At 71.2% G+C, this 18242-nt stretch carries 17 protein-coding genes; 7 read left to right on the top strand and 10 right to left on the bottom strand.

Going from position 1 to position 18242, the window contains the following annotated elements:
- Positions 1-27 precede the first annotated feature (27 nt).
- The 8 genes from OWR29_RS41235 to speB all read right to left on the bottom strand — a co-directional run bounded on the left by OWR29_RS41235 (position 28) and on the right by speB (position 7621).
- A complete protein-coding gene (locus tag OWR29_RS41235) occupies positions 28-588 on the bottom strand; it encodes a winged helix-turn-helix domain-containing protein (protein ID WP_267569043.1) in 561 nt (186 codons plus the stop codon).
- A gap of 190 nt (positions 589-778) precedes the next feature.
- On the bottom strand, positions 779-1525 hold the full coding sequence (locus OWR29_RS41230; RefSeq protein WP_267569042.1) for an ABC transporter ATP-binding protein: 747 nt from the start codon (positions 1523-1525) through the stop codon (positions 779-781).
- The gene (locus tag OWR29_RS41225; protein ID WP_267569041.1) at positions 1518-2318 is read right to left on the bottom strand and encodes an ATP-binding cassette domain-containing protein; all 801 of its coding nucleotides are present in this window, start codon (positions 2316-2318) and stop codon (positions 1518-1520) included. Before OWR29_RS41225 ends, OWR29_RS41230 begins: the two co-directional genes overlap by 8 nt.
- The gene (locus OWR29_RS41220) at positions 2315-3358 is read right to left on the bottom strand and encodes an ABC transporter permease (protein WP_267569040.1); all 1044 of its coding nucleotides are present in this window, start codon (positions 3356-3358) and stop codon (positions 2315-2317) included. The genes OWR29_RS41225 and OWR29_RS41220 overlap by 4 nt, the downstream gene beginning before the upstream one ends.
- On the bottom strand, positions 3355-4311 hold the full coding sequence (locus OWR29_RS41215) for an ABC transporter permease (protein WP_267569039.1): 957 nt from the start codon (positions 4309-4311) through the stop codon (positions 3355-3357). Before OWR29_RS41215 ends, OWR29_RS41220 begins: the two co-directional genes overlap by 4 nt.
- A 5-nt stretch (positions 4312-4316) precedes the next feature.
- A complete protein-coding gene (locus tag OWR29_RS41210; protein WP_267569038.1) occupies positions 4317-5813 on the bottom strand; it encodes an ABC transporter substrate-binding protein in 1497 nt (498 codons plus the stop codon).
- 9 nt (positions 5814-5822) lie between these two features.
- Positions 5823-6503: a DUF1684 domain-containing protein gene (locus OWR29_RS41205; protein ID WP_267569037.1), complete on the bottom strand. Its 681-nt coding sequence runs from the start codon at positions 6501-6503 to the stop codon at positions 5823-5825.
- 86 nt (positions 6504-6589) lie between these two features.
- Positions 6590-7621, bottom strand: coding sequence for an agmatinase (gene speB, locus OWR29_RS41200; protein WP_267569036.1), 1032 nt, complete (start codon positions 7619-7621; stop codon positions 6590-6592).
- Positions 7622-7707: 86 nt separating this feature from the next.
- Between speB and OWR29_RS41195 the strand changes: the two genes are divergently transcribed.
- Positions 7708-8688 (top strand): serine/threonine-protein kinase, encoded by a 981-nt coding sequence (locus tag OWR29_RS41195; protein ID WP_267569035.1) that lies wholly within the window; start codon positions 7708-7710, stop codon positions 8686-8688.
- On the opposite strand, the gene OWR29_RS41190 is transcribed toward OWR29_RS41195, so the two are convergent.
- Positions 8685-9551 carry a universal stress protein gene (locus OWR29_RS41190; RefSeq protein WP_267569034.1) on the bottom strand — a complete coding sequence of 289 codons (867 nt, stop codon included), beginning with the start codon at positions 9549-9551 and terminating at the stop codon, positions 8685-8687. The two genes, OWR29_RS41195 and OWR29_RS41190, sit on opposite strands and share 4 nt — an antisense overlap.
- A gap of 85 nt (positions 9552-9636) precedes the next feature.
- Positions 9637-11115, bottom strand: coding sequence for an amino acid permease (locus OWR29_RS41185; RefSeq protein ID WP_267569033.1), 1479 nt, complete (start codon positions 11113-11115; stop codon positions 9637-9639).
- A gap of 194 nt (positions 11116-11309) precedes the next feature.
- Here OWR29_RS41185 and OWR29_RS41180 point away from each other — a divergent pair, with 194 nt between their 5' ends.
- From OWR29_RS41180 to OWR29_RS41155, 6 genes are all read left to right on the top strand, one after another.
- Positions 11310-11660 (top strand): STAS domain-containing protein, encoded by a 351-nt coding sequence (locus OWR29_RS41180; RefSeq protein ID WP_267569032.1) that lies wholly within the window; start codon positions 11310-11312, stop codon positions 11658-11660.
- Positions 11661-11715: 55 nt separating this feature from the next.
- Positions 11716-12471, top strand: coding sequence for an alpha/beta hydrolase (locus OWR29_RS41175; protein WP_267569031.1), 756 nt, complete (start codon positions 11716-11718; stop codon positions 12469-12471).
- A gap of 21 nt (positions 12472-12492) precedes the next feature.
- Positions 12493-13734, top strand: coding sequence for an ATP-grasp domain-containing protein (locus OWR29_RS41170; RefSeq protein ID WP_267569030.1), 1242 nt, complete (start codon positions 12493-12495; stop codon positions 13732-13734).
- Between the two features lie 90 nt (positions 13735-13824).
- The gene (locus tag OWR29_RS41165) at positions 13825-14265 is read left to right on the top strand and encodes a DUF5990 family protein (RefSeq protein ID WP_267569029.1); all 441 of its coding nucleotides are present in this window, start codon (positions 13825-13827) and stop codon (positions 14263-14265) included.
- Positions 14262-17222 carry a DEAD/DEAH box helicase gene (locus OWR29_RS41160; RefSeq protein ID WP_267569028.1) on the top strand — a complete coding sequence of 987 codons (2961 nt, stop codon included), beginning with the start codon at positions 14262-14264 and terminating at the stop codon, positions 17220-17222. Before OWR29_RS41165 ends, OWR29_RS41160 begins: the two co-directional genes overlap by 4 nt.
- Positions 17223-17263: 41 nt before the next feature.
- Complete coding sequence (locus OWR29_RS41155) at positions 17264-18226, top strand: SWIM zinc finger family protein (RefSeq protein WP_267569027.1); 963 nt, start codon at positions 17264-17266, stop codon at positions 18224-18226.
- Positions 18227-18242: the final 16 nt, after the last annotated feature.

The raw sequence follows: 18242 nt of genomic DNA, 5'->3' as shown, positions 1-18242 counted from the left end.
ACCGAGGCGAAACGGCTGTGGGGGCGGTCAGGCTGAGTAGTCGCTGCCGAAGAGGTGGCGGTTGGGGTGGTCGCGGTAGAGGAGGCAGTGGTTGTCGTCCTCGTGGCCGGCGGTGCGGATGGCTGTGCAGTTGGCTATGGCGTTGATTTCGGTGGCGGCCAGCGACCACTGGACCCACCAGCCGATGCCGGCGGCGTGCTGGCCCAGGCCGGCGTGGGCGCCGGGGTGCGGGTGTTCCAGTTCGCAGTGCAGTACGCGGTCGAGGCCGTGGGCCGGGCGAGGGAGGCGGCTCAGCCAGCCGACCTGCTGGTGATCGAGTTCGACCCGGGCGGGGCAGCGGTGGGCGTCGACGACGGCCAAAGCCGTGACGAAGTTGCCGGCGCCCTTGCGGGAGGAGATCAGGCCCTCGGTGCGCAGCACGCGCAGGGCCGACTGGACGGTGGTGCGGGCGACGCGATGCGCGCCGGCGAGCGTGTGCTCGGACGGGAGCTTCGCGCCGACCGCGAGGCCACCGGTGAAAATCTGGTGGCGGAGCTCGGCGGCGATCTTCTGATAGGGCGATAAGGTCGTGGCGGTGTCGGGGGACATGCTGGCACTCTGCGTGACGGATCAGGGCCGGAACAAGTGCGCAACTGCGTGGATCACGAAGGCTGGTCGAAGTGCGCGGAAGTCGTCCGGAAAACGCCACATGGTGCACAGGGAGGCTTCCGGGGTCGCGCCGGAGGCCGAATGGGCATCGATCCGTGCCGCTGTGGGGTCGCTACTCAGCGTCAGATTGTCACGATGGCAGGCGGGGCACGCTGGCGAGCAGTTTCCGGGTGTACGGGTGAGTGGGCGCACCCAGAATCTGTGTCGTCGGGCCCTGTTCGACCAGCCGCCCACGCTCGAGCACGGCGGTCTGCTCGCACAGCTCCGCGACCACCCCGAGGTCGTGCGACACCAGCAGAATCGTGAGGCCATGAGACGTACGCAAATCGGCCAGAAGATCGACGATGCGCACGCGAGTGGTCAGGTCGAGCGCGCTCACCGGCTCGTCGGCCAGCAGCAGGCGCGGCTCACCGACGATGGCGCGGGCGATCGCGATCCGCTGACGCTGGCCGCCGGAGAACTCGTGCGGGTAGCGGCTCGCAGCGTCCTCGGGCAGGCCGACCGCGTCCAGCGCCGACGCCACCTTGACCGGGTCGGCGCCGAGGCCGAGCCCGCGCAACGGCTCGGCGACGATGCGCCCGACGGTGTGGCGAGGATCCAGCGACGAGTACGGGTCCTGGAACACCGCTTGGGCCGTACGCCGGTACGACCGCAGCCGCCCCCGGGTCAGCGGCATCCCGTCGAACCGCACGACCCCGCTCGTCGGCCGGGCCAGCCCGAGCAGGATCCGCAGCAGCGTCGTCTTGCCCGCCCCCGACTCACCCACCAGCGCGACGTTCTGCCCGGCGTGGACGGCCAGCGACACCTCGCTGAGCACCGGCACGCCCCCGCGATAGGCGAACCCGACCTGGTCGGCCTGCAGAATCGGCTCAGTCATCGTGGGCACCCCTCAGGGCGGCGTCGAAGCGGCGGGCGCTGTCGACCAGCGTTCGTGTGTACGGGTCGGTGGGGTGCGCGATCAACTCGGTGATCGGCCCGGACTCGACGACCCGCCCGGCCCGCAGCACGTGTGCCTGCCGCGCGACCCGGGCCACCACCGGCAGGTCGTGCGTGATGAACAGCAGCGCCGTGCCGTGCACGTCGACCAGCCGGTCGAGCAGGTCGAGGATTTCGGCTTGCACGGTCACGTCGAGCGCCGTGGTCGGCTCGTCCGCGATCAGCAGCTTCGGCCGGCAGGCGAGCGCCATCGCGATCGCCACCCGCTGCCGCTGCCCACCCGAGAGCTGATGCGGGTAGGCCCGCGCGATCCGATCAGTGTCGGTCAGCCGCACTTCGTCGAGCGCGGCTCGCACCGCCTCGTCGAGCGCCGCGCCCTTCATTCCCTGGAAGCGGCGCAGCGGCCCGGCGATCTGCCGCCCGGCCGTCATCAGCGGGTCGAGCGCCGTCAACGGTTCCTGAAAGACCACCGAGGCGACCCGCCCGCGAACCCCGGTACGCCGCCGTTCCGGCGCACGGATCATGTCGACCCCGTCGAGCTCGATCCCGCCGCTGGCGGTGAGCCCCGGCGGCAGCAACCCCATGACGGCGAGCGCGGTCAACGACTTTCCCGACCCCGACTCGCCGATCAGCCCGATCCGATCACCCGGCTCCACGGCGAACGAGACGTCACTGACCAGGCTCCGCCCCGACTGGTCCCGCACGCCGAGCGAGTCCACGCTGAGGAGGCTCATCGCTCACTCCGTCCCGTCGGATCGGACGGTTCAGCCACGCCGTCAGCACCGGCCGCCCGCCGAGGCGAAATGTCCCGTTCCGCGGCGGAGGCGGCGGCCGAGGCAGTGGCGGTGGCGGCGGCCGTGGCCGAGGCGGCCGTCGCGGCGGCGGGCTCCGAAGCAGGGGTCGCGGCAGTCTCGGGTGTCGTGGCGGGGGATGTTGACGAAGCGGGGGACGTGGCGGTTCGGGCTCTGCGGCGGGTCGGGTCGGTCAGGTCGCGGAGGCCGTCGGCGGTCAGGTTGAGGCCGATCACGAGGGCGACTAGCGCGATCCCGGGGGCGAGCGCAGCCACGGGGGCCGTCAGGGCGGTGGCCTGCGCCTCGAAGAGCATGCGGCCCCAGGAGGCGTTGGGCGGCGGCGTGCCTAGGCCCAGGTAGGAGAGGCTCGCCTCGGCCAGCACGGCCAGGCCGGCCTGCAGCGCCAGGTTGACCATCAGCGTCGGGGCGATGTTGGGCAGGATGTGGCTGGCCACGATGCGCGGCCACGAGATGCCGGCGACCCGCGCGGCGGTGATGTATTCGCGGGCCAGCACCTGTTTGACCAGCACGCGAGTCAGGCGGGCCACGATCGCGGCCATGCCGATGCCGATGGCGAGGATGGCCGCGCCGAGCGAGGCCCCGGCGCCGGCCACGATGATCATGGCGAGCAACAGGGTGGGGAAGGCGATCAGGATGTCGAGGGCTACGGCCGCGGCGTCGTCGAGCCAGCGGGTGGCGAAGCCGGCCAGCAGGCCGAAGCTGACGCCGAGCAGGCTGCCGACGGCGACCGCGCCGATCCCGGTGGCGAAGGCGATCCGGCCGCCCAGCAGCAACTGCGTGAACAGGTCGCGGCCGAGTTTGTCGGTGCCGAGCAGGTGGCCGTCCCCGGGCGGGCTGAGGCGTCCGCCCGAGGTGTCGTCCGGAGCAAACGGCAGCCACAGATACGACACCACGACCGCCGCCGCCAGCAGGAGCACCAACGTGAGCCCGATGCCCAGATGCAACGATCGCCGACGGCTCACGACGCGGTCCGTTGCAGGAGGCGGGGGTCGATCAGGCGCTGGGCGATGTCGCCGAGGAAGCCGACCAGCAGCACCGCCGCGGTGCTGACCAGCATGACGCCCTGGATGACCGGGTAGTCGTGCTGGCGGATGCCGGTGACGAGCAGGCTGCCCAAACCGGGCAGCGCGAACACGCTCTCGACGACAACCGCTCCCAGGAACGTGGTGGCCAGCTCGACGGCCAGCACCGCGATGACCGGGACCGACGCGTTGCGCACGCCGTGCCGGCGAAGTGCTGCGCCCCGGGACAGGCCGAGGGCTCTCGCCGTACGCAAATAATCGGCCCCGACGACGTCCAGCGTCGCCGCCCGTACGTACCTGATCAGCGAAGCCGACATGACCAGCGCAACCGTCACGACCGGCAGGACGATCGCCTCGATCGCGAGGCCTGGCTGCGCCCAGCCGTCGGGCGGGAAGCCGCCGGCCGGCAGCACGCCCAGGCGCAGCGCGAACACCGTGACCAGCAGAACGCCGATCCAGAAGGCCGGCACCGCGATGCCGAACTGGGCCACCGCGTTGAGGATCGGCCCGTACCAGCGGTCGGCCCGGATCGCCGCCAGCGCGCCCACCGGCACCGCGATCACGATCGCCAGCAGGAAAGCGGCCAGCGTGACCGGGACGGTGACCGGCAGCCGGCCGGCGATCTCGGGGCCGACCGGCAACGTGCTGATCAGCGACCGGCCCAGGTCGAGCGTGAAGGCGTCGCCCAGCCAGCGCAGGAACTGGACCGGCAGCGACGCATCCGTGCCCAGCTCGCGCCGCGCGGCCTCGATCTGCTCGGGCGTGGCGCCCACCGGCAGCAGCGCGTTGGCGGGATCGCCGGGCAGCAGCCGGAGCAGCACGAACAACACCACCGCGGCGAGGACCAGCGACGCCAGGAGGATCGCGGTCCTACGCAGCAGGTAGCGCTTCATCGAGGTCAGCTCTTCACGATGTCGTACGCGAAGAACTGGGCGTTCAGGCCGTTGACCGGGTAGCCGGACAGCTTCGAGGAGGCCACGACGATCTGCGGGTAGAGGTAGAGCCAGTCGCTGGCCGCCTCCTCGGCGATCGTCTGGTTGGCCTTCTTGAGCAGGGCGGTCTGCTCGTCGGTGGTCCTGGCCTGCTCGGCCGCGTTGATGTCCTTCGTGACCTGCGGGTTGCTGTAACCCCAGTAGAAGTCCGGGTCGCCGTACCAGACGACGTCGCGGTCGTTGACGTGCTCCTGCATCGTCGCCTGGAAGTCCCGCTTCTGATAGACCTTCGTGTACCACTCGTCGGCGGTGATCGTGTTGATGTTCACCGTGACGCCGACCTTGGCCAGCTCCGACTTGATGAAGGTGGCCGCGGTGGGGTGCGGGTCGTAGTTCGGGGTGTCCAGCGTGAACGTGAAGCCGTTGGGCAGACCGGCCGCGGCCAGCTTCTGCTTGGCCACCGCCGGGTCGTACGCGTTGACCGAGGTCAGGTCCTCGTACCAGGGGTCGCTGGGCGGCACCATCGAGCCGATCGGCGTGCCGTAGTCGCCCCAGATCGAGGTCAGCAGCTTCTTGTCGTCGATGGCCGAGCTGATCGCCTGCCGCACCTCGACCTTGTTGAACGGCGCGACCTTGTCGTTGAAGGCGAGGAGAAGCTTCGTGGTCGACTTGCCGTTATTGACCTTGTACGAGGTGTTGTTGTCGAACTGCGCCAGTGCATCGGGGCTCTGTTCGCTCGTGACCACATCGACGGCATTGGTCAGCAGCGCATTGTTGAGCGCAGTGGCGTCGGCGTAGTAGTGGAACACCACGCCGGCGTTCTTGGCCGCCGTGCCCCAGTAGCCGTCGAACTTCGTCAGCGACAGCGTCGAACCGCGCTTCCATTCGCCCAGCTTGTACGGGCCGGTGCCATCCTCGCTGGTGGTGAGCTCCTTGGCGTCGGCGTTGACCACCCACACGTACGAGAGGTTGTAGACGAACGAGATCGAGCGCTGCTTGAGCTTGACCACTACCGTCGACTCGTCCGGCGTGGTGATCGTCTGCACCACGGCCAGGTTGCTCTTGCGGGCCGACTTCGAGTTCTCGGCGGTGACCCGCTCGATGCTGGCCTTGACGTCGGCCGAAGTCAGCGTCTTACCCGAGTGGAACTTGACGTCCGGCCGCAGCGTGAAGGTGTAGGTGAGGCCGTCGTCCGAGACCTTCTGCTCCTGGGCCAGCAGCGGCTCGACCGTGCCGGTGTCGGTCAGTTTGAACAGGCCCTCGTAGACGTTGCCGTTCAGCGCCTCGGTGACGCCCTGGCCGCCGCCGGCCGTGTTGTCGAGGTTCTGCGGCTCGTAGACCGACCCGACCTGGATGGTCGCGGCCGCGCCGCCGCCGTCACCGCCGGAGGACGAGCCGCCACCGCAGGCCGCGAGCACTCCGGCCAGGCCGAAGGCAGTGGCCGCCAGAAGCAGTCTTTTCACGATATGTCCTTAAACAACGAAGTCGTCAGTGAAGATCGGAAGCTTTTCGCCGGCCTCGACCGGCGTCGCGATGCGGTTCTGCGGCGGCGGCATCGGACAGTTGAAGGCCGCCGAGAACCCGCACGGCGGCACGAACGCGCGGTTGAAGTCGAGCCGCACCCGATCCGTGCCGGGTTCCCGCTCGGGGAAAAGAAAACGTCCGGCCCCGTACGTGTCGCGGCCGTTCGTCGGGTCGCCGAAGACCAGCAGCAGCGTGCCGTCGTCGTCGAACGCGTGCAGCGTGTAGTCCCGCCCGGCGATCGTCACGTGCAGGTCGCCCGGCACGGGCAGGTCGCGGGTGCGGCCCTCGTCGCGGGCGTGCTCGAACGGCACCCGGCGCTCGCCGTCGGGCGCGTCGGTCCAGCGCGCCTCGAAGACCCAGGCCGGGTCGTACGGGTACGCGTCGATGCCGTCGAAGTGCTGGATGGCCGGCGACTTGGAGTCCCACAGCCGTACGCCTGACTGCTTCAAGCCGCTGAGCAGGTCGACGCGCTCGAGCGTGGAAGCGGTGACCGTGGCCGGTTGGCCGACCAGAGCGGCCGCGGGGTCGTCGGCGCCCCAGCGCGTCTCGATCAGCGCCAGGTTGCCCGTGGGGGCGGTGACCTTGCGGCGCCGGCTCTCGCGCCAGGCTTCGTGCTCGTCCGAGCTCATGGTGGGTCCTTCCGGCCGCAGTTGATCTTGGTGACGGCCGGATCCAACCCTACAACTCCGGTAGGTTTACGACAGGGTCACGCTGGTCACACCGGCGGCGGGGTGCCCCGGCCCTCGAGCAGCGGAGTAGCGCGGTTCCAGCGCGGCCCGTCCCCGTCCTTGCGCCGGCGGGCCATCCCGGACAGCGCCTCGAGCACCACCCGGTTGCCCAGCATCGCGGTGATCTCGGCGTGGTCGAACGGCGGCGACACCTCGACGATGTCCATGCCGACCACCGGCAGCTCGTGGCAGATCCGCGAGACGCTGTCGAGCAGCTGGCGGGCGGTGAAGCCGCCCGGCTCGGGCGTGCCGGTGCCCGGGGCGTGACCGGGATCGCAGACGTCGATGTCGACCGAGAGGAAGACCCCGTCACAGCCGTCGAGCGCGATCGTGAAGGCCTGGTCGAGCACGGCGTCGAGGCCGCGGTCGACGATCTCGCTCATGTGGAACGAGTTCATGCCCTGGTCGGCCATCCAGTCCAGCGTCTCCGGCCCGGGCCAGTAGCCGCGTAAGCCCAGCTGCAGGAACCGGTCGCCGCGGACCGCGCCCGACTCGATCAGCCGGCGCATCGGCTGACCGTGGCCGTAGAGCGAGCCGAACTCGATGTCGCCGGTGTCGGCGTGCGCGTCGAAGTGGATGACCGAGATGTTGCCGGCGCCGTGGTGGCGGGCCACGCCGGCCACGTCGGGCCAGGTGATGGTGTGGTCGCCGCCCAGGATCAGCGGGATCGCGCCGTGGGCTGTGACGAAGGCTACGGCGTCCTCGATGGTGTCGCAGCTGCGCTGGATCTCGCCGCTGAACACCTCGAGGTCGCCGGCGTCCTTGACGGTCAGGTCGCCGCTGAGCGCATCCACCCGCATCGCCATGTGCGGCCGCGAGGCGTCGGCCGGAAGGTAGTCCGTACCCCGGATGACCTGCGGTCCGAACCGGGCGCCGGGCCGGTGCGAGGTGCCGCCGTCGAACGGGGCGCCGAGGATCACGACATCGGCGTCGGCGTACGTGGGCGGGTCCTGCCAGTCGCAGGCGGGCACCCCGAGGAACGTGTAGTCGGGGCCGAACATGGGTCCGTAGCGGGTCACGCTCGGGACTGTATCGGCTCCTCACGAGTTTCTGCCGCGTGATCGAGGGGTACCGCGATGCGAAGATTTCAGGGAGGGGTCGGTACATGCGGACGCTCGGCGGGCGCTACCAGCTCGTGCGGCGCATCGGGATCGGCGGCATGTCGGAGGTGTGGCGCGGGCACGATCGCGTGCTCGACCGCCCGGTCGCCGTCAAGATCATGGCGCCCGCGGTGTCGGGCACGCTGGGCGAGGTGGCCGGGGTCGATCTCGTACGGTCGGAGGCCCGCTCGGCGGCGCGTCTGGCCCACCCCAACGTGGCCGGCGTGCACGACTTCGGCACCTCCCGGCCCGACCCGTCGGCCCACGAGGTCCCGTACATCGTGATGGAGCTGGTCGAGGGCCAGACACTCAGCGCCCACCTGGCCGCCGGCCCGATGGACTGGCGCATCGGCGTGCGGATCTGCGCCGAGGTGGCGGCTGCGCTGGCCGCCGCGCACGCCCACGAGGTGGTGCACCGCGACATCAAGCCGGCCAACGTGATGCTCACCCCGTCCGGCGCCAAGGTGCTCGACTTCGGCATCGCGGCCGCGGCCGGCGTGCCCGACCCCGACCCGACCATGCCGGTGATGGGCACCCCCGCGTACGTGGCGCCGGAGCTCTTCGAGAACCACCCGCCGACCCCCGCCAGCGACATGTTCGCCCTGGGCACCGTGCTGCACCAGTGCATCACCGGCCGCCTGCCGTGGCGGGCCGAGTCACCGACCGAGCTGGTGCACGCCCAGCGCTACCTCGACCCCGACCCGCTGCCCGAACTGGACGGCATGCCGCCCGAGGTGGAAGACCTCGTGTCCCGCTGCCTCAACCGGGACCCGCAGGAGCGCCCCACCGCCATGGTGGCCGCCCTGATGCTGGCCGAGTCGGTCGACGCCCGCGTCTACGTCCCCATCCAGGACCTGAGCGCCGACTCCTCCCGCTCGTCCATCTCCCCCTGGGACCAACGAGCCGCCGAGGAGGCGACCGCGGCCGTAGCCGCAGACGCCGCCGTAGCCGCAGACGCCGCCGCCGGCCGCCACCGCGCCGACTAACTTCGCGGCACCACGACCAGGGGGCGGCAGGCGCGGCGGACCAGGCGGGTGGAGACGCCGCCGAGGAGGACGCGGCGGGTGGGGCCGTAGCCGCGGGAGCCGCAGTAGAGGACGTCGACCTCGGTCAGGTCGGCCAGGGCGTCGACCACGTTGCCCGCGATCACCTGCCATTCGGCGGTCACGCCGGGGACCGACTCGGCCGCCTTGCGCAGCGACAGCTCGTACGTCTCGCGGGCCGTGTCGAGGAAGGCGCGCTCGACGTCGTCGCCGATCAGGAAGGGCAGGCTCGCGTCGCCCTCGGCCACCACGGTGTAGAGGCGCAGCGTCGCGCCGGTGCGTCTGGCCACCTCGGCCGCGGCGGTCAGGGCGGCCCGGCCGTCGGGGGTGTCCACGTAGGCCACCCCGATGGTGCGGCGGGCGCCGGGCGGGATCGGCAGGCCGGCCGGGGCGATGGCAACGGGGCAGACGCTGCCGGCGAGCAGTCTTTCCGCCGTACTGCCGGCCAGCAGTCGCTCTTTTGCTGCCTGCCGGCCCGAGCCGATGACGATCATCGAGGCGCCGGTCTGCTCGGCCAGGTCGTGCAGGCCGTGCGACGACGACGAGGACGCGACCATGCGGTACTCGATGTCGCCGGTCGCGCCTTCCAAATCCTTGCGGGCGCCTTCCAGTACGCGTTCCGCCGCCCGATGGCGGTCGGCCACCCACTCGGCGTCGACCCGGCCCGAGCCGAGCGCGGCCGGCGCCGGGTGCACGACGGCCACGATCAGCGGGGCCGCCGTCGCCTCGGCGAACCACCGGCTCAGTTCCAGGGCGTCGGGCGAGGTGGGGCCGCCGTCGACGCCGACGATCACCGGGCCGGTCATGGCTGGGCCTCCTTTGTCATGCCCTCCTGGCCCTCGCCGACGAGGCCGTCGGGTTGTTGCGCTGGGTGCCGCTCGGTGCAGTCGGTCATGACGGGTCACCGTCCTCGGGCCGCTGCGGGTCGTGCTCGCGGGCCCAGTTCGGGGTCGACGACTGCTCACGCCGCAGACGCGAGTTCTTGTAGCCGTACAGCCAATAAATGATCATGCCGATCGCCAGCCAGACGACGAACCGCACCCAGGTGTCCCAGGGCAGGTCGGTCATCAGATAGATGGCGAACGCGATGCCGAGCAGCGGCAGCACCGGCGACCACGGCACGCGGTAGGGGCGAGGCATCTCGGGCCGGGTGCGCCGCAGCACGATCACGCCGATGTTGACCAGCACGAACGCGAACAGCGTGCCGATGTTGACCAGCTTGACGATCTCGCTCAGCGGCACCAGCGCGGCCAGGATCGCGATCAGCACGCCGAGCACCAGGGTCAGCCGGGCCGGGGTGCCGTAGCGCTGGTTGACCTGGGCCAGGCGCTGGGGGAGCAGGCCGTCGCGGCACATGGCGAAGAAGATGCGGGTCTGGCCGTACATGATGACCAGCACGACGCTCGTGATGGCGACCACCGCGCCCAGCGCCAGGACCGCCGCCGCCCAGCTGATGCCGGCGCCCTGGTCGAGCGCGGCCGCCAGGGGAGCGTCGCTGCCCTCCATCTGCTGGGGCGAGGCGATGCCGAGCGCGCCGGTCGCCGTGGCCACGTAGAAGATCGTGCAGATGATCAGCGAGCCGATGATGGCCAGCGGCAGGTCGCGCTCGGGCCGCTTGGCCTCCTCGCTGCCGGTCGAGACGGCGTCGAAGCCGATGTACGCGAAGAAGATCACCGCGGCTGCCGCCGTCACCCCGTCCACGCCCTCGGGGGCGAACGGCTGGAAGTTGCCGGTGCCGAAGTTGGCGAACGCCACGACGATGAAGAACAGCAGCACGGCCAGCTTGATGACGACCATGACCAGGTTGACCCGGGCGCTCTCGGTGACCCCGCGGATCAGCAGGAACGTGATGGCCAGAACCACGAAGACGGCCGGCAGGTTGAAGATGCCGCCGTCCTCGGGCGACTTGGCGATCGCGTCCGGCAGTGCCACCCCGAACGCGGCGTCCAGGAAGGCGTTGAGGTTGCCGCCCCAGCCGACCGCGATGGCGGCCACCGACACCCCGTACTCGAGGATCAGGTCCCACCCGATGATCCAGGCGACGAGTTCGCCCAGCGTGGCGTACGTGTAGGTGTAGGCGCTGCCGGACACCGGGATGGACGAGGCCAGCTCCGCGTACGACAGTGCCGAGAACGTGCAGGCCACGGCGGCCAGCACGAAGGACAGGATGACCGCGGGCCCGGCGATGCCGGCCCCCTCGCCGATCACCACGAAGATGCCGGTGCCGATGATCGCGCCGACGCCCATCGCGGTCAGCTGCGTCGCGCCGACCGCCTTCTTGAGGCCGTGTCCCTCTTCCGCTGTCTCGGTGATGAGGGACCGGACGTCGCGCACCGCGAAGATGCCCGGCCGCCCTGATGTTGTCGCCATGCCCACCCCTCCCGCCATCGGCTCACGCCTATGTGACTTTGGGCATACAGATGGTCATCGCGCAAGTGCTGAGCGTCCGGAGGTGTGCGCACAGGTTGTCCGGTGACATCCCGGAAACAGGCGGCAGCCTGCGGGTAGGGCGAATTGCGGGGTACGGTGGCGACGAACGGGGCCGATGGTACGGAGGTTCGGTGATGGGCGAGGCGGTGATGACGACGCGGCGCCAGGCGGACGGTGCGCTCGTCGTCGACGTGCGCGGCAGCCTCGACGCGGCCACCGTGGGCGCCCTGCGCGAAACGCTGATCGGCACCGTGCAGCGGGAACGCCCGGTGACCCTGATCGTCGACCTCACGTACGTCACGTTCATGGATTCGCAGGGCATCGGCACGCTGGTCAGCGGCTACAACGTGGCCCGCGAGGTCGGCACCCGGTTCGTGCTGCGCAACCCGAGCGAGTTCGTGCACCGGCAACTGCGCGTGACCGGCCTGACCGAGATGTTCGGCCTGCCGCCGGAACCGTCGTCGTCGCAGACCTACACCCCCTGAATCTCATCGGCTCACAAGCCGCGCGCCCGGCCCGCGCGGCCCTTAGAGTGCGTTCATGGAACGGGTCTCTCTGCGGCGTGACCCCGACTGGTGGAGTCTGCCCGCGGCCACCGGCACGTGGTCGTCGCTCGACCTGCCCTCGAAGAACCTGCGCGCCACGCTGACCGCCCGCGTGTGGTCGCCGGCCGAGTCCACCGGCCACGTGCTGGTCGCCCACGACGGGCCCGACTACGACAAGCACGCCGACCTGGCCCGCTACGTGGCCGCGTCGATCAACGGCGGCCGCATCGAGCCCTGTCACCTGGTGCTTCTTCCGGCTGGGGACCGGAACGAGTGGTATGCGGCCCTCCCGGCGTACGCACGCGGCCTGGGACAGGAAATCCTGCCGCAACTGGCCGAGCTCCTCGCGTCCGGCCGGCCGGTCGTCGGCCTGGGCGCCAGCCTGGGCGCCCTCGCGATGCTGCACTGCCAGCGCCGCCACCCCGAGATGTTCGCCGGGCTGTTCCTGCAGTCGGGCAGCTTCTTCCAGCCCCGCTTCGACAAGCAGGAGTCGGGGTTCCAGCGCTACCTGCCGATCGTGCGGTGGACGGGCCGGGTGCTGCGCAGCCCGGACGGTCCCGAAGTGCCGGTGACGATGACTTGCGGCAGGCTCGAGGAGAACCTGGCGAACAACCGGAGCATGGCCGAAGCCCTGCGCGCGCAGGGCATTCCGGTGACGTTCGCCCAGATCGAGGGTGGTCACGACTGGCCGGCGTGGCGCGACGCCTTCGACCCCCACCTGACCTCACTGCTCCGGAAAGTATGGCCGTAATTGATCCTTGGGGAGGCACCCGTGGTCGACGTCGAGCACACCATCGGACTCTTGCTGGGCATGGAAGACGACTGGCCACGGGCGTACGAGGCGCTGCTGCGGCGGCTCGGGGTGGTCGGCGGGCCGGACGGCAAGTCGCACCGCACGTCGTCGGTGCGGGTCACCATCGAGCCGTTCAACCTGCGCTACAAGCCCCGCCACGACCTGGTCATCGACCGCCTCGCCTACTGGTACTACCACCCCCGCGAGTGGCTCAAGAAGATCGCGCTGATGGACGACGTGTACCTGCTCAACAGCCCGTTCACGTTCCAGTCGATGGAGAAGCACGCGGCGTACTGCGCGATGATGCGGCTGGGGCTCAAGGTGCCCGAAACAGTGCTGGTGCCGTACAAGAATCCTCTCGACAACAGCCGGTACGCGTACACGGCGGCCCGATACAACCAACCGTTTGATCTGGACGCGACAGCGGCCCAGGTGGGCTATCCGATGTACATGAAGCCCTACGACGGCGGCGCCTGGGTCGGCGTCTCGAAGATCCGCAACGCGGACGAGCTGCACTCCGCCTACGACGCCTCCGGCGAGCGGCTGATGCACCTGCAGGCCTCGGTCGAGGGGTACGACGTCTTCGCCCGCTCCCTGTCGATCGGGCCCGAGACGATGGTCATGAAGTTCCGCCCCGAGCAGCCCATGCACTCCCGCTACGAGGTCGAGCACGGCTTCCTCACGGCGGCCCAGGGCGACGAGGTGGTGACCATCTCGCGGCTGGTCAACGCGTTCTTCCGGTGGGAGTTCAACTCGTGCGAGTCGCTGGTGCGCGGCGACGACGTGCACCCCATCGACTACGCCAACGCCTGCCCCGACGTGGCGATCACCTCGCTGCACTACTACTTCCCGTGGGCGATGGCGGCGCTGCTGCGCTGGACGGTCTACTGCGTGGTGACCGGCCGCAAGCCGCGCCTGGACACCGACACGGCGGCCTACTTCGCGATCGGCGACGACCCTTCCCTTTCGTACGCCGAGAAGCTGGCCGCCTATCGCCGGCTCGCGGACGACTATTTCGAGGCCGACAAGTACGCCGACTTCTGCGCCCGCTACCTCGGCAACGTCGACGAGATCGTGTACGAGTGGGTGAGCTCCGACGAGTACCGGTCGCTCCTGCGCGAGACCGTCCGGGCCACCTATCCCGTGCACGAGCACGAGAAGTTCCTGGCCCACTTCGGTGGGTTGACCGACGCCTGGATCCGCGACAACGCGCCCTCGTAGCCCTTCCGACCACCCCGGCCACCACCCCTTGATCGGACTGAAGGCTTCTCCTGGGCGTTCTTGTCGGACCCCCGGGCTAGGGTCTTTCACGTGCGGATCCGGATCGAAGGGCACGACCTGCCGGCCCAGCGGGGCGGGGCGCAGGCCGATGCCCTGCGCCTGGCCAACGTGCACGTCGGGGTGCAACGGCAGCGCGAGGTGGTCGACCTGGTGCCGGCGTGGGCCCTGGCGGCCGCGTGGGATTTCGAGATCACCTCGCGCGAGGTCGACGAGCTGCTCGACGTCGGCGGGCCGTGGGTCCACGGGCGTCCGGGGGCTCGCTTCCTGTACCTGAGCTGGGGCAACGTCGGCGACTCGGGGTTCGAGATGTTCCGGCGGGCCAAGCTGATGTTCGGCGACGTGCCGACCGCGGTGTTGCGGGCGGCTCACAACGGGCTCCTGCTGGCCGGTTCGCTCGGGCTCACCGATGAACTGGGCGGGCCGGTGAGCGCCCGGGTGCGGCCGCCCGCGATCGAGTGGTCGGCGCGATGACCTCGGTGGTGGCGGTCGACGTCCGCGTGCTTCACGGGTTCGTGGGGCGCGACGGGTCGATCAACCTGTGGGGCGAGGGCGGCCCGTCCGGTTCACCCGGCCATCCTTTCGCCGTGCCGGCGGCTGAGCTGCCGCTGGGCGACCCGCGACCGCCGGCCACGCTCGTGCTGCCCTCGACGAGCGCCGGGCCGCTGCCGTCGCCGCAGCTCGGGCTGCCGCCCCGGCGCGGCACGCCCAAGCTACGGGCGTGGCCGGTGCCGGCCGTGACCGTGCCGTTCCTCGACGACGAGGTGGTGGGCGAGTTCGACGGGCGGCTCGGCCGCTCGGTCGAGTGGCTGATCGAGCTGTGCGAGTTCGCAGCCGATCTCGTCCGGCGCGGTCGCGTGCTGCCGGCGGTCCACCCGGACGGGCCGATCGCGCGATGGCGGCCCGTGGTCACCGGCTTCGACGCCGTCCACCGCGACGACCTGCTGCGCCGCCTGCCCGCGGCGGCCCGGGCCGAGCGGGCCCGGCCCGGCGACGTGGCCGGCCTGCCCGCCCCGGACGCGCTGGCCGCCGCCCTCGACCGGCTGGTCGACGGGCTGGTCCGCACCCGGCTGGCCGAGTCGGGCGTGCGGCTGGGCCACGGCTGGCTGGCCGCGCTCACCGGCGAGCCGTCCTTCACCGCTGCCCCGGCTCTGGTCGACGAGTTGACCGAGCGCCTCGACGCCTGGCACACCGGTGCCACGACGGGTGCGGCCGTGCGGCTCTGCTTCCGGCTCAGCCATATCGACGAGCCCGGCTTCGAGGAGCCCGACGCGGTCGACCCGCATCCGGCCGCCGCCCCCGCCCGCGACCTGTGGCTGCTCGAGTTCCTGCTGCAGGCGGTCGACGAGCCCAGCGCGATGGTGAGCGCGGCCGACGTCTGGCGCGACCGCTACGCCCCGCTGCGCCGCTGGACCAGCCATCCGCAGGAACGCCTGCTGGGCGGGCTCGGCCGGGCGGCCCGGCTCTATCCCGATCTCGAGTCCGCGCTGCGCCGGCCGCACCCGGTCGACATGGTGCTCGACACCGAAGAGGCCCACCGGTTCCTCACCCACGCCGCCGCGCTCGAAGAGGCCGGTTATGGCGTGCTGCTGCCGGCCTGGTGGCGCGACCGGCCCGGCCTGGGGCTCGGCCTCAACCTGCGCCCGCGCGACGCGGTGCCGGCCGTGCTGCGCGACCAGGCGGCCGACCTGGCCCACATGGTCGACTACGACTGGCACCTCGCGCTGGGCGGCCAGGTGCTCACCACCGACGAGCTCACCGACCTCGCGAAGGCCAAGGTCCCCCTCGTACGTCTTCGGGGGCGCTGGGTCTATCTCGACGCCGACCGCCTCGACGCCGGCCTGCGCTTCCTCGCCCGCGGCGGCGGCTCGATGACCGCCGGTCGCGCGCTGCAGACGATCAAGCTGCTTCCGCCGGAGGAACTGCCGCTGCCGGTCACGGCCACCAGCGGCGAGGGCTGGGCGGCCGATCTGCTCTCGGGTGAGCTCGAACAGCGGCTGGAACTGCTCGATCCGCCGCCCGGGCTGCAGGGCTCGCTGCGCCCCTACCAGCTGCGGGGTTTCTCGTGGCTGGCCTTCCTCGACTCGCTCGGGCTGGGCGCCTGCCTGGCCGACGACATGGGGCTGGGCAAGACGATCCAGCTGCTGGCGCTGCTGCTGCACCGGCGGAACGGGCCGGCGCTGCTGATCTGCCCGCTGTCCGTGCTCGGCAACTGGCAGCGTGAGACGGCCCGGTTCGCGCCCTCGCTGCGGGTCGTCGTCCTGCACGGCTCCTCGCGGCCCGCCTCGTTCACCGACGCCGACCTCGTGTTGACCACCTATGCCACGGCCGTGCGCGACGCCGACCAACTGGCCACGGTCGACTGGGATCGCGTGGTGCTCGACGAGGCGCAGCAGGTCAAGAACAGCGCCGGTACGGCGGCCCGGGCCATCCGGCGGTTCCCGGCCCGCATGCGCATCGCGCTGACCGGCACACCCGTCGAGAACCGCCTGGCCGAGCTGTGGTCGATCCTCGACTATCTGAACCCGGGCGTGCTCGCCTCGGCCCATACGTTCCGGGCCCGGTTCGCGGTGCCGATCGAGCGGTTCGCCGACGAAGAGGCGGCCGCCCGGCTGCGGCAGGCCACCCGGCCGTTCATGCTGCGGCGCACCAAGTCCGACCCCATCGTGATCAACGACCTGCCCGACAAGCGGCACGTGCGGCACCTGTGCGGGCTGACCGGCGAGCAGAGCACGCTCTACCGCGCGATCCTCGACGAGATGACCAACCGGCTCGACGAGAGCACCGACCGGTGGAACAAGGGCATCGTGCTGGCCGCCATGACCAAGCTCAAACAGGCCTGCGTGCACCCGGCCCTGCTGCTGGGCGACGGCTCGCCGCTGCCCGGGCGCTCGGGCAAGCTGGAACGCCTGGAAGAGATCCTGGACGGGGCGCTGGCCCAGGGCGAGAGCGCGCTGTGCTTCACGCAGTTCGCGCGCTTCGGGTCGATGCTGACGCCGCACCTGGCCGCCCGGTTCGGGGTGCCGGTGCGTTACCTGCACGGCGGCACGTCGCGGAAGGAACGCGACGCGATGGTGGCCGAGTTCCAGGCCGACGAGCGGCCGGGCATCTTCGTGCTCTCGCTGAAGGCCGGCGGCACCGGGCTGAATCTGACGGCGGCCAACCACGTGGTGCACGTCGACCGGTGGTGGAACCCGGCCACCGAGGAACAGGCCACCGACCGCGCGTTCCGCCTCGGGCAGCAGCGAGACGTGCAGGTGCACACGCTGGTGTGCCTGGGAACGCTCGAGGAGAGGATCGACCGGCTGCTGGCCGACAAGGGCGTGCTGGCCGCTCGGGTGGTCGGCAACGGGGAGGGGTGGCTCACGGCGTTGTCCACCACCGAGATCCGCGACCTGCTCACGCTCGCCCCGGAGGCCATCGTTGACTGACTCTCCTGCACTTTCCGGGTCGTGCTCCGCGGGGTCGCCTCATGACTGACGATCGGCTCGCTGTCGCGTTTCTGGGGACGTTCGAGTCGCTGCGGATGGGGCCGACGTTCGCGCGCGGGCGGCGCGACGAGCGGTCGGGGCACGTGCGCAGCCTGACGATCTCGAGCAGCCTGGTCGTGGCGCAGGTGCGAGGGCCGGACGATCCGCGGGCGTTCCGGTCGCGGATCGCGGTGCGGGCCTTCGGCGCCTCGGAGTGGGCGGCCCTGGAAGAGACGATGGCGGGGGAGGCCCGGTACGCGGCCTCGCTGCTGGGCGGGCGGATGCCCGACGGGATCGCTGACGTCTTCGCCGGGGCGGGGCTCAGCCTGGTGCCGTTGTCGCTGGACGAGGTGGCCATGGACTGCTCGTGCGAGCGGTGGCCCATGCCGTGCGTGCATCTGGCGGCTACCTGTTACGCGGTGGCGCGCAGCTTTCAGGAGGATCCGTTCGGTGCTTTCGCGTGGCGGGGGCGCGGGCGGGACGAGTTACTGGTTCATCTGCGGGAGCTGCGCAATGCCAAGGCGGTCGCGGCCATCTCGTCCGGGGCCGGCGGTGGGAGCCGCACGTCCGGCATCGGCGATCGGTTAGGGGCAGGTGCCACCGCGGCGGATTCGACTGCGGGGGCCGGCTCGACTGCGGGGGCTGGCTCGGCGGCGGGCGCGGGCGCCGACGCTGGCGGGGCCGCGGGCGCGGGCGCCGACGCTGGCTGGGCTGCGGGCGCGGCTGCCGACGCTGGCTGGGCCGCGGGCGCGGGTTCGGGGTCGGCGCTGGGGGAAGAGCTTGGCGAGGCGGACGAGTTCTGGGGGAGTGCGGTGCCGGCGGCCGTGCCCGTTGGTGGGCGGCCGGGGGCTGTGAGCAGGCCGGATGCGCTGCTCGACCAGCTGGATCCGCCGCCGTTGGCCGAGGACGGGCGGCCGATCGTTGAGGTTTTGCGGCCCGCATATCTGGCCCTGCCGGACGAGTAGTCGGGCGGCTTGGCTG

It is taken from the genome of Paractinoplanes pyxinae (genome assembly GCF_026626335.1).
Taxonomy (GTDB): Bacteria; Actinomycetota; Actinomycetes; order Mycobacteriales; family Micromonosporaceae; genus Actinoplanes; species Actinoplanes pyxinae.
Note: the sequence above shows the minus strand (reverse complement) of the source record. Positions and strands in the feature narration are given on the sequence as shown.